This is a genomic window from Dyadobacter luticola, from assembly GCF_005860805.1.
Taxonomy (GTDB): Bacteria; Bacteroidota; Bacteroidia; order Cytophagales; family Spirosomataceae; genus Dyadobacter; species Dyadobacter luticola.
In genome coordinates, this window is sequence record NZ_VCEJ01000002.1 from 2,285,954 (window position 1) to 2,300,566 (window position 14,613).

At 50.0% G+C, this 14,613-nt stretch carries 9 protein-coding genes; 8 read left to right on the top strand and 1 reads right to left on the bottom strand.

Annotated elements, in window-relative coordinates; translation table 11 throughout:
• Positions 1-19: 19 nt before the first annotated feature.
• From FEN17_RS09630 to FEN17_RS09655, 6 genes are all read left to right on the top strand, one after another.
• Complete coding sequence (locus FEN17_RS09630; protein WP_138365041.1) at positions 20-1,042, top strand: FecR family protein; 1,023 nt, start codon at positions 20-22, stop codon at positions 1,040-1,042.
• A gap of 161 nt (positions 1,043-1,203) precedes the next feature.
• Positions 1,204-4,578, top strand: coding sequence for a TonB-dependent receptor (locus FEN17_RS09635; protein WP_138365042.1), 3,375 nt, complete (start codon positions 1,204-1,206; stop codon positions 4,576-4,578).
• An 18-nt stretch (positions 4,579-4,596) separates the two neighbouring features.
• The gene (locus FEN17_RS09640; RefSeq protein ID WP_138365043.1) at positions 4,597-6,243 is read left to right on the top strand and encodes a RagB/SusD family nutrient uptake outer membrane protein; all 1,647 of its coding nucleotides are present in this window, start codon (positions 4,597-4,599) and stop codon (positions 6,241-6,243) included.
• A gap of 4 nt (positions 6,244-6,247) precedes the next feature.
• Positions 6,248-9,274, top strand: a complete 3,027-nt coding sequence (locus FEN17_RS09645; protein WP_138365044.1) for a PVC-type heme-binding CxxCH protein — start codon at positions 6,248-6,250, stop codon at positions 9,272-9,274.
• A 35-nt stretch (positions 9,275-9,309) separates the two neighbouring features.
• Positions 9,310-10,638, top strand: coding sequence for a neutral/alkaline non-lysosomal ceramidase N-terminal domain-containing protein (locus FEN17_RS09650; RefSeq protein ID WP_138365045.1), 1,329 nt, complete (start codon positions 9,310-9,312; stop codon positions 10,636-10,638).
• A gap of 22 nt (positions 10,639-10,660) precedes the next feature.
• On the top strand, positions 10,661-11,470 hold the full coding sequence (locus FEN17_RS09655; RefSeq protein ID WP_138365324.1) for a polysaccharide deacetylase family protein: 810 nt from the start codon (positions 10,661-10,663) through the stop codon (positions 11,468-11,470).
• A gap of 134 nt (positions 11,471-11,604) precedes the next feature.
• On the opposite strand, the gene FEN17_RS09660 is transcribed toward FEN17_RS09655, so the two are convergent.
• Positions 11,605-12,156 (bottom strand): YceI family protein, encoded by a 552-nt coding sequence (locus FEN17_RS09660; protein ID WP_138365046.1) that lies wholly within the window; start codon positions 12,154-12,156, stop codon positions 11,605-11,607.
• Positions 12,157-12,330: 174 nt separating this feature from the next.
• On the opposite strand from FEN17_RS09660, the gene bla reads away from it, so the two are divergent.
• Positions 12,331-13,059 carry a subclass B1 metallo-beta-lactamase gene (bla, locus tag FEN17_RS09665; protein WP_138365047.1) on the top strand — a complete coding sequence of 243 codons (729 nt, stop codon included), beginning with the start codon at positions 12,331-12,333 and terminating at the stop codon, positions 13,057-13,059.
• Between the two features lie 95 nt (positions 13,060-13,154).
• Positions 13,155-14,036: a pirin family protein gene (locus FEN17_RS09670; protein ID WP_138365048.1), complete on the top strand. Its 882-nt coding sequence runs from the start codon at positions 13,155-13,157 to the stop codon at positions 14,034-14,036.
• Positions 14,037-14,613: the final 577 nt, after the last annotated feature.

Sequence of the window (14,613 nt, forward strand, 5' to 3'; positions counted from 1 at the left end):
GAACTGAAAAGCACAACTGATGAATCAACACGATTTCGATATACTATTACAAAAATACCTCGCGGGGGACTGCGATCCGGAAGAAGAGCGACAGATCCTGGAATGGTCCGAAAACGCATTCGGCCATGGTACGGCGGCGATTACGGCCACGGAACAGAAGATAGTGGAGCGCAGGATCTGGAAACGTATACGCACATCCGCACTTGGCAAAAAACCATTTTTGGTAAGTATTGGGTGGCAGTGGCTGGCGGTAGCAGCGACGGTGGTACTTGTTTGCGGGGCCGCGCTGCTCATGCCCGGTTTTTTTTCGCAGTTCAACCGCAATGTTTCATCCAATGCAGCCGGGTCGGAATTAGCATTGAAGGATTTTATAAAAGTGAGTAACAAAGGCGGCCAGCCTAAAAATGTTTCGCTGGAAGACGGCACCCTTGTAAAGCTCACGCCGGAAAGCAGCCTGAAATATCCCCGCCATTTTGACACCAACAAAAGGCAGGTAGAGTTAGAAGGAGAAGCTTTTTTCGATGTTCAAAAAGATTCGACGCGACCATTTTTTGTCTATACCGGCGAGCTGGTGACGCAGGTTTTGGGTACCAGTTTTAATGTTAAATCCTATACAAACGCCAAAACGATTGAAGTGAAAGTGGTGACGGGTCGGGTTTCAGTTTATGAAAACGAACAAAAAGCGCCGCATAACCGGAACGGTGTGATACTCAAACCGAACCAGCAGATCACCTTTGACAAGGAGTCGAAAAAACTGGTACCCGAGCTGGTGGAGGAACCGGCTTTGCAGGATGTGCAGGACAAGAAACTGGAAATGGTTTTTGAAGATGCGACTTTGCAGGAAGTGCTCTCGGTGATCCAGAAGGCTTTCGGCGTGGAGATCGTCGTGGAGAAATCGACATTGAATGATTGTATTTTCACCGGCGACCTCACCGGCCTGCCGCTGCACACGCAACTGAGGTTTATCTGCAAGTCCGTAAATGCGAGCTACGAGCTGCGGGGAACGACCTTTTTTATCAAAGGCGACGGCTGTAAAAAATAAAATCCTAAACCCAAAACCTGCCTATGTAGCATCCGGCACCACAAAAAAAGCCAACAATGTTGCGAGCATTATTGGCTTCGTAAGAGTCCGTTTCAGAACGCCAATTCTGAACTGGAAGCTAGTGTTAATGAGTCTGTAACAATTCAAAAACATTTAAAATTATGCAAAAAAATGTATCTGTCAAACGGTATATAACCAATGTCATGCGAATAACTGTTACGCAGTTACTGCTTTGTGCGCTGTTCTGTGACCTTTCTTTTGCGGTGGATACGCGGGCCCAGGAGGCGCTTCGGAAGGAGATTTCCATACAAATGGAATCCGCCGAGATGCGTCAGGTACTGGCACGGATCGAAAAGCAGGCGAATGTCAAGTTCATTTACAGCCCCAACAGCATCCAGGCACGCCAGAAAGTGTCGCTCAGTGTTGCAAAACGCCCGCTTTCCAGCGTGCTCGACCAGCTGCTGACGCCCATACAGGTTTCCTTTGAGGTAGTGGATTCGCGGATCTTGCTCCATAAAAAACCGCTGGAAGCCCTGGCCATACCCGTCGCACACGATCTTGACAAAACCATTTCCGGTATTGTTTCCGACGATAAAGGCGAAAGCCTGCCCGGCGTGAGCGTGATCATCAAAGGCACCCAGCGCGGCAGTATCACGGGCACGGACGGTAAATTTGAGCTGGCCGTACCGGATGAAGGCACGACATTGATATTCAGTTTTGTAGGTTATGAAAGTCAGGAAATCGCCGTCGGCACCCGCACTACCGTGGACATTACCCTGAAAGCCAGCATCAAAGCATTGAGCGAGGTGGTGGTGGTAGGTTATGGTACCCAAAAGAAAACTTCGGTGACTGCTGCCGTGTCCACCTTAAAAGGAGATCAACTCTCCGCGACGCCACTTACCAACCTGAGTAACGGACTCGGCGGACGCATTTCGGGGGTGATCGCCAAGCAGGCTTCCGGCGAGCCGGGACGTGACGGTTCCAGCATTTTCATCCGCGGCGTTTCTTCGACAGGAAACAACCAGCCGCTGCTTGTGGTTGACGGTATTCCAAGGAATTTCCAGCAGCTCGATCCCAATACGATTGAAACATTTACGGTACTGAAAGATGCCGCCGCCGTGGCGCCTTATGGTGTGGCTGGCGCAAATGGCGTAGTACTCGTGACGACCAAGCGTGGAAAAACGGGCACGCCTTCGCTGACTTACAATGCGTACGTAGGTTTCCAAAACCCGACGGTAATGCCGGATTATGTTTACGGCTATGATTATGGTTTGCTCAAAAATGCTGCCGCCAGGGCCGCCGGGCTGCCGGTACCTTATACCGATGAGCAGTTGCAGAAATTCAAGGACGGTTCCGACAATGATTCCTATCCTGCCAATAATTATGTAAAAGAGCTCGTCAACCGGAATGCGATCATTACCTCGCACAACATTGAGCTTTCGGGCGGCGCGGAGCGGATTAAATATTATGCAAGTCTGGGTTACCAGTATCAGGCAGGTATGTGGCCTTCTACCAATAATAAAAGGTACAACCTGGCGATGAACCTGGACGCGCAGGCGACAAAAACCACCAAGATATCTTTCAATTTGAACGGACGGGTCCAGAAATCGGAATATCCTTCGATCGGCACCTCGCGGATTTTTGAACTTGTGGCCTACGCCCATCCGCAAAACGGGCCGCTGTTTTTTAGCAATGGTTTGAATGGTACTTATGTGACCGGCAGCATTTATAACAGCGGTTACCAGAAAACCAATACCACGGCATTGTACTCGCAACTGTCTGTGGAGCAGCAGCTACCATTCATTCCCGGACTTTTTGCAAAAGGTACTATCGCGTACGACCCGGCCACGACGATGGATAAAATCTGGACCGCGCCGGTGCATCTGGCAACCATTAACCCGGTCACCAAAGTCATCACCGACGGTGTTTTTGGTGCGGCAAAAGCATCTTTGAGCCAGAATTACAAGGAGTCGCACCAGCTCACTTACCAGGCCAGTCTCAACTATGCCCGGGCATTTGGTAAAAGCAATGTGGGCGCGCTGGCCGTTTTTGAAGCCAAAGCCAATGATACCATCGCCCTGGGAGCTTCGCGCCGCAACTACAACCTCAACATTGACGAGCTGAACATGGGAAGTTCAAGCAATGCCGACGCGACGACCAACGGAACGTCCAGCTTCGGGCGGCAGATGGGCCTGGTTTACCGGGTTACTTATGATTATGCCGACAAATATCTCTTCGAAGCGAGTGGCCGATATGACGGCAGTTATTATTTCGCGCCGGAAAACCGGTTTGGTTTCTTTCCTGCGTTTTCGGTCGGCTGGCGGTTATCCGAGGAAAATTTTATCAAACAAAATCTGCGCTGGATAGACAACCTGAAACTCCGCGGCTCCTACGGTGAAGTGGGTGCGCTGGCTGGTAGCGCGTTCCAGTTTATGAGCACATACAGCGTCGCCGGGCCGGCTTATGTCATCGGCGGCAGCGCGGTTCAGGCGATCCGCGAAAGAAATCAGCCCAACCCCAACATTACCTGGGAACGCGCGAAGAAAACGGACATTGGTTTGGAAGGAACATTCTGGAAAGGCCTCCTGAATGCAGAAATCGACTATTTCCACGAAAAGCGCTCCAATATGCTCGTCGCGCCAGACGTGATCGTACCCTCGGAATACGGCATCGGGCTGAGCCAGGTGAATGCGGGGATCATGCAGAATCAGGGGATCGACCTCTCGCTGGGATCGTCGTACCGGTTTTCGTCCGACCTGCGCGTTTCACTGAATGGTAACCTGACTTACGCCAGAAATAAATTACTGCAAGTCTTTGAAGCAGGCGCAACTTACAACAACCCCAACCGCCGACTGACCGGAAAACCGCTCGGAACACAGTTTGGCTTCCACTCCCTGGGACTTTTCCAGGTAGCTGATTTTGACGATGCGGGAAATCTGAAACCGGGTATTGCCGTGCAGCCCTGGGGTGCCGTGCAGCCGGGCGACATTCGCTACGAGGATATGAATAACGATGGCAAGATCAACGACGACGACCGGACGCGGATCGGTGATGCCGTAGCGACGCCGCGCATCATTTATGGTGTTTCGCCAAGTGTTCAGTTCAAAGGTTTTAATCTGGATATTTTATTTCAGGGTGCCGCCAAAACCAACTTTTATTACTCCGGCAGCGCGGCCTGGGCATTTTCAAACGGCATGGGCGCGGTGAAGGAAACATTGGATTACTGGACACCCGAAAATCCCGACGCCACCTACCCGCGCATCACCAACGCACCGACGACCAACAACACGCAGACGTCGTCATACTGGGTCGGCGACGCGAGTTACCTCCGGCTAAAAAGCGCCACATTATCCTACTCGATCCCGGCAGATGTGACGAAGAAAATCAGAATCCAGAATGCGCGGGTATATGTTTCCGGACAGAACATCTTGACTTGGACCAAGTTGCGGAATTTTGATCCTGAAATCACTCAGGTAAATGCGTGGAGTTATCCGCAGCAAAAAGTAATGTCAGTTGGCTTGAATGTTACCTTCTAATCCTAAAACCCACCGATCATGAGACTACACAGGTTTACGAATTTGAATGGTAAAATCATTTTGCTGTTCATAACATTGAATATTTTTTCCTGCAAGCAATTCCTGGATGTGACCCCGAAAGACCAGATTTCGGACGATGCCGTTTGGACGGATACAGGCACTGCGGACCTTTTTTTAAACAATGTTTATTCCGGAATCGCGGGGCCTTTCAACACATTTGACCCCTGGGAAAATTTCACCGACAATGCTATGAATGGTGTGAATGGTCTGGCCAGCAGGGTTTTGTATTCGCCTGCGGTTTACACACCCAATGATGCGCCCAACTGGTGGAGCCAATATGCTAACATCCGCCGGGCCAATGTTTTCATTGAAAAGGTAACTGCCTCTACCCTGCCGGAAGACTGGAAAAAGCCGAAGATCGCCGAAGCCCGGTTCCTGCGCGCCTATTTTTACCAGCTTTTGTGGACGGCCCACGGCGGCGTACCGATCATTACCAATGCTTTGGATCAAAACAAGGAAGGTGACGGCATTTTCAGGGCTAGAAATACGGATGAAGAAACCTTCAAATTCATTGTGGACGAATGTGCGGCAATCCTGAATGACCTTCCCCTCAAAGCCGAGGCAGGCCGCGTTTCAAAAGCTTCTGCGCTGACATTGAAGGGTTTCTGTGAATTGTTCTGGGCAAGTCCTTTGAAAAATACGACAAATGATAAAGCCCGCTGGGCAACAGCCGCTGCTACCAACAAGCAGGTGATCGACCTCGGTTCACATAGTTTGTTTTCCAATTATGAAACTCAGTTTTATGAGGATAATAACAACAATGTGGAGGTAATTTTTGCCAAACAATACCTTGGTGGAACTGCCCTAGGCAGCGGGAAGGAAGGCCTGTGGGGACCGTGGATCGTGGGCGGCGTGCAAAAAGCGTATGGCGGCGTGGACCCGACCCAGGAACTCGTGGACGAGTATGCGATGGCGAATGGTCTGCCGATTACCGATCCTGCCTCGGGCTATGATCCACAAAAGCCCTATACCGGCCGCGAGCAGCGATTTTACCAGTCGATCGTGTACGATGGTTCTTTCTGGACGGGTGCCGAAATGGTCATGAAACAGGGCGTCGGTAGCCGCAATGCCACGGATTTGAGTAATACCAATGAGGCCACGAATACCGGCTATTATTTGCGTAAAACCCTGAACCCCAAGTATGCAGTGAACGGAAACAACCAGCTCAACAGTGGCAGCTTTATCATTTACCGCTACGCCGAAGTACTGCTCAGCTATGCCGAGGCACAAAATGAAGCCGTCGGCCCGGATGCGTCGGTTTATACCGCGATCAATCAAATTCGTACGAGATCGGCTTTGCCAGCATTGAAAGCCGGTTTGACACAAGCTGAAATGCGGGTAGCGATCCAGCGGGAACGTCGGGTGGAGCTCGCATTTGAAGAGCGGCGCTGGTTTGATTTGATCAGGTTAAAACTGGCTGAGAAGAATCTGAACGGCACATTGCATGCGATGAAAATTGAGGTAGTGGGTGGAAAAACGGTCTATACCGTGATCCCGGCGCCGGAGGGCGGCAAAAAGTTTTATCCTGAAAAAAACTATCTGCTGCCGATCCCGCAATCTGCTATCAATCAAAACACTAAATTGGTCCAAAACCCGAATTACTGATCTGATGCGTCGTAAACACATTTTAAATATTTTGCCTTTTTGCGTATGCCTGCTCGCCGCGAGCAGCCGGCCGACCGTTCACGAAGTACCGCCGGAAAAAGCATTGGCGACATTGCAGGTCGCGGATGGTTTTCAGATTGAAATGATCGCCAGCGAGCCGCTCGTGGCCGATCCGGTGGCGATGGAAATCGACGAGGCCGGGCGCATGTATGTCGTGGAAATGCACGGGTATCCGCTCGATAAAAGTGGTTCGGGTAAAATAAAGTTGCTGACGGACACCGACGGCGATGGAAAAATGGACCAGAGCGTGGCATTTGCGGAGGGATTAATGTTACCGACCGGCGTGATGCGCTGGAAAAAAGGGATCCTCGTCACTGACGCGCCGAATGTGCTGTATTTGGAAGATACTGATAATGATGGCAAAGCGGATGTGCGCGACACGCTGGTGACCGGTTTTGCATTGTCTAACCCCCAGCATAATCTCAATAACCCGACGCTCGGGCTGGACAACTGGATCTACCTCGGCCACGAACCGGCCGTGACGACGCAGACTTACAAAAGTGAGTTCGGTGACCGGGGCGGCGATGTGTATTATCCTGATAAACAGAACACGCCGCGCCTGCCCGACAATGCCCGCGGCCGGAGCGTACGCATGCGTCCCGACCGTGCGGGGCTCGAAATTTTGTCAGCCAACACGCAGTTTGGGCACACTTTCGATAATTGGGGAAGGTACCTGCTTGTGAGCAATGCCAACCACATTATCCACCAGGTGATTTCGGCGGCGTACTTAAATCGTAACCCGAGTTTGCTGGTGTCGAATGCAGCGCAGTCGATTTCGGACCATGGTACTGCGGCGGAAGTTTTTCCGATCACGCAAAACCCGCAAAACCAGCTCCTGACCGACCTGGGCGTTTTTACATCGGCTTGTGGATCAAAAACATATCAGGGCGGCATTTTTCCGGCTCCTTTTGACAGCGTGATGTTCGTAGCCGAGCCGGTGAGCAACATCATCCATGCCGACCTGATCCGCGACAAAGGCGCCACCTTCACGGCGAGCCGGGTTTTTCAAAACAAAGAATTCCTCGCCTCGACCGACGCCTGGTTCCGCCCGGTGAACATGTACATTGGGCCCGACGGCGCGCTGTATGTGGTGGATTATTATCGCCAGATCATCGAGCATCCGGAGTGGATGGCGGACGATGTGGTGAAATCGGGCCAGCTTTATAATGGGATGGACAAAGGCCGGATTTACCGGATTTCACCAAAAGGTACCGCCAAAGCGAGCTGGGCGAAGGATTTGAAAGCCGCCAACTGGACGAATGCATTTTTATTGGAAAAACTTGCCGACAAAAACATCTGGTGGCGGCGCAATGCCCAACGTTTACTCATCGACGTAAATGATAAAAACAACATTGCCGGGTTAGAAAAAATGGTTTTGGAGGACAAAAACCCGCTCGGCCGCCTGCATGCGATGTATACTTTGGAAGGTATGAATGCTTTGAAACCGGCGCTTTTGGTGAATGCTTTGAAGGATAACGAAGCCGGTGTGCGGGAGAATGCGGTGAAACTATCGGAGCCTTTTTTAAAAGATAGTAACCTGCAAAATGCGCTGGTATCCTTGCAGAATGATCCGTCTGCAAAAGTAAGGTATCAGTTGCTTTGTACGCTCGGGTTTCTGGATACGCCAGAAGTCATAAAAGCCAGGGAAAATCTTTTGTTTAAAAATCTGGATGATCCCTGGATGCAGGTCGCGGCGCTATCTGCGGTACCTTCTGCCAAAAACAATTTGTTGGGCGAGGTTTTGAACCGATATCAAAAAGGAAATCCTGCCTATGCTTCGCTCGTTGAAAAACTGAGTACGATGACTGGAAATGGCGGCACTGCGCCCGAGATTAAAGCAGCAATCAGCCGCGCATTAAAGCCGGATGCAGAAAATAAAGGTTGGCAGGCTGCTGTTTTGCAGGGATTGTCTATTGGTTTGAAAAACAACAAAACGGCGATGGCTTCTCTCAAGAGTGAGCAGGATTTGCTGGTGAATGCCGCGACGGAAAACGCTTCTCCGGCCGTGCGGCAGGGCAGTATTCAGCTTTTGCAGGTTGTAGGCATATCGGAAAATGCGACTACGAAAGCCGGTGTTTCAAAGGCGCTTAAAATTGCATCGGACAAAAATCTGAATGTTGACAATCGCACCGCGGCGATCAACTTTTTAGCATTGGATAATCCTAAAACCCACGCCGAAACGCTCAAAAAACTCATCGCCCCCACCGAGCCGCTTCCGGTGCAGCTGGCGGCATTAAAAACATTGAGCGCAATCCCGGATAATACGGTAAGTGTCTTTGTCACAGAACAATGGCCTTCGCTGACCCGGGATGTACGCAATGCGGCGATCAATACTTTTATGACAAATGAGTCAAGGATTGCGCTGCTGCTGGATGCGATTGAGAACAAAACCATTGACCCGTCGGCCATCGGCTGGCCCCGAAGCGTGGGGCTAATGGCGCAGGGAAATGCGGCTTTAAAAGCACGGTCGAGAATGTTGCTGACGAAGAAGGACGATGGCCGGGCGGAGGTGATAAAAGCTTATATGCCAGCATTATCGATGACCGGTAACATGGAAAATGGCCGCATGGTTTTCCAGAAAAACTGCTCAACGTGTCACCAGATCGGCGGAAAATCCGGCACGGCTTATGGCCCCGACCTGGGCACGATCCGCAACCGTCGTCCCGAATCGATCATGGGCGACATTCTGAACCCGAATTTGTCCATCGCCGATGGCTTTGATATCTGGTCCATCGAAATGAAGGAGGGCGAGCCGGTGCAGGGGCTCATCGCTACCGAATCGCCAACTGCATTGACGGTCAAAAATTATGGCGGGCAGGAAACGGTTGTCGCCCGAGCTAACATTAAGTCGCTGAAAGCATTAGGTATGTCAGTAATGCCTGCGGGGCTGGAAAATCAGATCAGCCAGCAGGAGATGTCAGACTTGCTTTTGTATTTAAAACAGGGCAAACAGGACACTGCCGCACATTAAGGTTATTATTTTATTTAAACTAAAAAACTGAAAATATGGCCTTGGATCGTCAGGCATTTTGTATCCCAACCAGAACCAAACTTATCCTAGCGTTGCTGGCAATATTGTGCTGCGCGAGTGCGCCGGCTATTGCAGTATTCCGTGCGGCGGTGGTAAAAGTGGACATTACGCCAACCGATTCACAATATTTGCTCGGCTACGGCCCACGCAAATCGGAAGGGGTTTATGATAAAATTTATCACCGGATCGTGCTCATGGACGACGGCGTGACGCAGTTTGCAATCGTCTCTTCCGACCTCGCGCTGGTAGCGCCTTCGGAATATGATAAGGTGGCGGCAAAACTCCAAAAAGAATTAAAAATCAATCCTGTGAATTTTTGGTGGACATTTACGCATACACATTCGGCACCGGAAGTTGGCCCGCCGGGGTTGCCAGCCGTGTTTTTGGGCGACCGCTACAAGCACGATTTTGACAAGGTATATACCGAAATGGTGGAGCAAAAGCTGATCGAGGGCATTGCAGAGGCCCGGAAAAAGCTTGCTCCCGCCAAACTCGGTACGGGCTGGGGTTTCGCCTCAGCCAACATTAACCGCCGCGCGAGACTGGCAGACGGCAAAATCACCTTGGGCATGAACCCCGACGGTCCCGTCGACCGGCGCATCGGGCTGATCCGGCTTGAAAAAGAAGACGGTAGCCTCCTTACCCTGATCGCGAATTATGCGATGCACGGCACCGTCTTCGCCGCAATCACCGAAATCAGCGCGGATGGGCCAGGTATCGTGGCCGAATATGTGGAAGAAAAACTGGGCGTGCCGATGTTGTATATCAATGGCGCAGCTGGCAACATTGCGCCACTTTACAGTCAGCAGGAAGCGCCGAGCGGGAAAAGGGTGTTGCCGCAGTTCAAGGTGATGCTTGGGGATAAAATTATCAAAGCCAACAAAGACATTCTGGCAATGACTTCGGACGTGAAATTGCGCACGAGCGTCATGACGGTGGAAACGCCGAGGAAAGCCGGGCTGGGCTGGACGGATGATATGCTGAACTACACCAGGACGACCAAAGAGGGCATTAACCTGGTAAAGCTGCCCGTGCGGTTTCTGAAAATCAATGAAGATATCGCGATATGGAGCGCCCCGCTCGAACTTTTTTGCGAGGTTTCCAATGAAATCCGCGACCGCTCGCCTTTTCCGGTTACGATGTATTTTGGCTACGGAAATGGGTGGCTGGGCTATATGCTGACCGAAAATGAATACGCGCAGGGCGGCTACGAATCGACCGTGACGCCTTACTCGCCCAAAGCCGCGCAGGACCTGACGGACGCGGTCATGAATTATTTACAGGGAGAAATGAAAAAACCTTGACCAAATGCTTAAAACAATGAAAATGTCATCACTGAAATGTTCCGCCTATTTATTTGCTGTCTCCATTTTAATGTTCTGTCCGGGGAAAACTTTGGCGCAGAAAGAGACATTTAAGTGGCCGGAAGGGAAGAAAATCGCATTAAGTCTTTCATTTGACGATGCGCGCGGAAGTCAGGCTACGACCGGGATCCCGTTTTTAAATCAATACAATGTAAAAGGCACATTTTACCTGGTACCATCGGCGGCTGAGAAGCAGCTGGAAGGTTGGAAAAAGGCGGTAGCAAGTGGGCAGGAAATTGGGAATCACTCCATCAACCATCCTTGCTCGGGCAATTTTCCCTGGGCGAGACCGAATGCTTTGGAAGGTTACACTTTGGAGAAAATGAAGGCTGAGCTGGTCGCGGCGAACGATCAGATCTATAAAATGCTGGGCGTGAAGCCGGAAGTTTTTGCCTATCCCTGCGGCGGGACTTTTGTCGGTCGCGGTGTGAATACCAAGAGTTATGTCCCGGTGGTGGCGGAGTTGTTCCTGACAGGTCGCGGCTGGCTGGACGAAGGGCCAAATGATCCGCAATTCGGCGATTTCGCGCAGCTGACCGGGATGGAAATGGATGGGAAAGATTTCGAGCAGGTACTTGCGATGATCGAGCAGACGCGGCAGAATGGTCAGTGGCTGGTTTTAGCCGGGCACGAAATAGGCGAAAGCGGGAGTCAGACCACGCGGTTATCGATGCTGAAAAAGCTGATTGAATATGCGCAGGATCCTAAAAACGGGATCTGGCTGGCGCCGGTGGGGACGGTGGCGAAGTATGTGAAGGCTAATCGGAAATGACACTGTGTATTAATGGCTTTGTCAGCCTGAGCGCCGTCGAAGGCCGTTACTGATGGGCACTTTGCTATTTGCACTGTGCTCACCGGCGAAGGCCTTCGACCGCACGGCGGCACGGTCCGCTCAGGCTGACAATGTTACGCTGCAACCGCCTGAGCAACAGGCCGTCCTATCTGCACATTCACCTGGATTTTAATCTTCTCTCCCAAAGCCAATCCGCCGGTTTCAGTCAAAGCATTGAAAGTCACGCCGAAATCCTTCCGGTCGATGGTCCCGGTTACTTCGAAACCGACTTTGATGTTGCCCCAGTTATCCTTTTCCGTACCGCCGTATTCTGCGTCGAGCTCCACTTCCTTCGTGATACCTTTGATGGTCAGGTTACCGATCAGCTTGTAGTTATCGCCACTCACTTTCTTGAAAGAAGTTGATGCGAATGTGAACTGCGGGTAAGTTTCCGCTTCAAAGAAATCTGCATTTTTCAAATGTTCGTCGCGGCCAGGCTGCCCGGTATCCACGCTGTTTACGTCGATGGCAAAAGTGATTTCCGCATCTTCAAACTGGTCGCCATTTGTCAAAACCTGACCGCTGAATGATTTAAAAGAACCTGTCACCGTAGAGATCACGAGGTGTTTTACCTTGAATAATACTTCTGAATGCAGGTTGTCTACATTCCAAACTGTCTTTTCCATATCTGAATATTTGATGTTTCTACAACAAAATTAATCGTAACAGAAACACGAGATCGACCAGTATTATAGAGGTTAGCGATACCCTGGGGTATAGTACATTTCCCAGAAGAAAGGATTTTTATTCTAACCGGATATTTCTTTTATTTACTAACTCACCTACTCACAACTTCACTTATGCTCCGGTTTTGCCTGCTTTTTTCTGCCGTTTTTTTGCTGGTCAAGAATGTATCCGCCCAAAATGGGTATACCTCCGATGACATGATTATCCAGAGGGTATCCGATCATGCATTTCAGCACATTACCTACCTGCAAACACAAACTTACGGCAAGGTACCCTGCAACGGAATGGTGGTTTTTGACAAAGGTGACGCCATCATTTTTGACACGCCCGTGGGTGATGCCACTTCGGCAAAGCTGATCGATTGGGTTGCCGACAGCCTGCATTGTAAAGTGAAAGCAGTGATCGCGACGCATTTTCATGAAGATTGCGTAGCGGGTTTAAATGAATTTCACCGCCGCAACATTCCTTCTTTTGGAACAAACAAAACGATTGCTTCGGGGAAGGCTGCAAAATTCCTGGTTCCGCAAAAGGGATTTGATAACAAGCTGGAACAGAAGGTGGGAGACCGGAAAGTAGTGACAGAATTTTTCGGCGAAGGCCATACCCGCGACAATGTCATCGGATATTTTCCCAGTGAAAAAATCATGTTCGGCGGGTGCCTGATCAAAGAAGTGGACGCAACAAAAGGTAATCTCGCCGATGCCAATGTGGACGCCTGGTCAGCCACGGTCACGAAAATAAAAACGAGGTACCCCGATGTGAAATTTGTGATACCAGGCCACGGAGACTCCGGCGGCATTGCGCTTCTTGATTACACCATCAAACTTTTCCAGCCAAAGTAAGGGACCTGCATCGCTAACAAAATGTATAGCGTGAAATTTGCACAGTGCGGGCTCCGATTTTGTTTCCAGAACAGACAAATTAATTTTTGAAAGCGATGGAAAATCAAATTTTGAACCGGAAACTGGTCAATATAAAAACCCCAAAAAGAGAACAAGGCTTCCTCGGCCCTGATCATATTGCGCGGGCAGTGGTAATGAACGACTTCACAAACAGCGATCCGTTTATCATTTTGATGGACGATTTTCTGGATAAAAAAGACGGCAAGCCAGTCGGCGGCCCGCACCCCCATGCCGGTTTTGAAACCGTTTCCTTACTATTGGAAGGCGAAGTCGGCGACTCGGCGCACATGATGAAAGCGGGAGATTTCCAGATGATGACGGCTGGCAGCGGCATCGTCCACACGGAATCCATCGACCGCGAATCGAAACTGCGGCTGCTGCAAATGTGGCTCAACTTGCCCAAAAAAGACCGCTGGACAACACCCCGCGTACAGGACCTGACATTTGAAAATGTACCGAAAGTGTATGACAAAGGATTGGAAATCAGGGTTTACAGCGGATCATTTGCAGGTGTTACTTCGCCGGTAAAAAATTACACGCCGGTAATCATTGCCGATATCCAGCTGCAACCCGGCGCAGAAACCATGCAGATATTGAAGGCTTCCTATAATGCATTTTTATATGTCATCGAGGGTAGTATTGAGGTGGGTGATGAACATAAAGCATTGCAAGATGGCCAGATAGGCTGGCTCAACAAATCAACCGAAGAAGGCGAAAGCACTTTAAAATTAGCAGCCGGGGCTAATGGCGGTCGGGTGGTACTATACGCTGGCCAGCCTCAAAGCGAGCCGATCATTTCCTACGGACCATTTATCGCCGACAAAGAGCAGGAAATCAAAGACTTGTATCGCGATTTCCGTCACGGCAAGATCAAGCATGTTTCAGAGTTGCCGGAAGAGCAGCGGTTTATGTATTAAACTTGATCCGCAATTAATGTAGTACACAATAAGCGCTTCTTAACCAGGGGCGCTTTTTTTTGTTTTACCGATAAATATTTCATCTCCTGCCGCAGGATAATTGGAGGCGCGCACAAGGCATTTTCGGCACACATAATTATGCCTTTCAAACTATCATTGCAACCCATTCCACACTGACACCGCCGTAAACCGCCTTCATGAATAACAATTACCTCAAAAGACATCAGGAGAATTTAGAATCTGCGAAGCTGTTGATTTACAGTCATTCGCACTATTGTAGTAGCGTGCATTGTTCTTATTATGCAGTATTTCAATACTTGTTGCACATTCACAAAACCAGGGATACAAAGATTTACCAGAACAGAGACAGGCTCGGAAACGTTGGGTCGCATGAATTGATTATAAAAGAGACTTTTTCGTTATTGCAAGCGAATGATAAAAAATCGGCAGATATCTTCTGGCGTGAAATGAAAGCGCTAAAAACCATGAGAGTGGCCTCGGATTACAAGGAAGCATATATTGATTTTACAGCGAGCAACAGTTCACTGAAAATGGCAGAAAATTTGATACATACACT